Origin of the sequence: Staphylococcus devriesei (genome assembly GCF_002902625.1) — a bacterium.
Classification (GTDB): Bacteria; Bacillota; Bacilli; order Staphylococcales; family Staphylococcaceae; genus Staphylococcus; species Staphylococcus devriesei.
On sequence record NZ_PPRG01000109.1, the window covers coordinates 1 to 587 of the forward strand.

The window sequence follows — 587 nt, forward strand, 5'->3', positions numbered from 1 at the left end:
TATTCACTAATACTTTGGTAGTATTAAGTCTGTTTCTAATTGGTGTAGCATATATAATATGTTATATTTACTTTGTTATTATTGTAAAAGGAGCTTTCAACTATGAAAATTATGAATAAACTAATTATTCCCGTAATAGCAAGTGCCTTACTTTTAGGTGCATGTGGTTCTAATGCAACTGATTCAGAAAGTAATACTCTTATTTCTTCAAAAGCTGGAGACGTAAAAGTAAAAGACGTTATGAATAAAATTGGTGATGAACAAATCGCTAGTACATCATTTAGTATTGCACTAAATAAAATTTTAGCTGATAAGTATAAAGATAAAGTAGATACTAAAGACATTGATGAAGATATTAAAAAAGAACAAAAACAATATGGTGGTAAAGATCAATTCGAAAGCATGCTTAAACAACAAGGTATGACATTAGATACATATAAAGAGCAGAAAAAACTTGCCGCTTACCAAAAAGAATTACTAAATGATAAAATCAAAGTTTCTGATAAAGAAATAAAAGAAAACTCTAAAAAAGCTTCTCATATTTTAATTAAAGTTAAATCAAATGATGATGATAAAGAAGGTTTATC

1 protein-coding gene is annotated in these 587 nt (G+C 26.7%); it reads left to right on the forward strand.

The features are described from left to right. Positions 1-102: 102 nt before the first annotated feature. The coding region (locus CD147_RS12410) for a peptidylprolyl isomerase (RefSeq protein ID WP_478212437.1) at positions 103-587 on the forward strand (485 nt) is incomplete at its 3' end.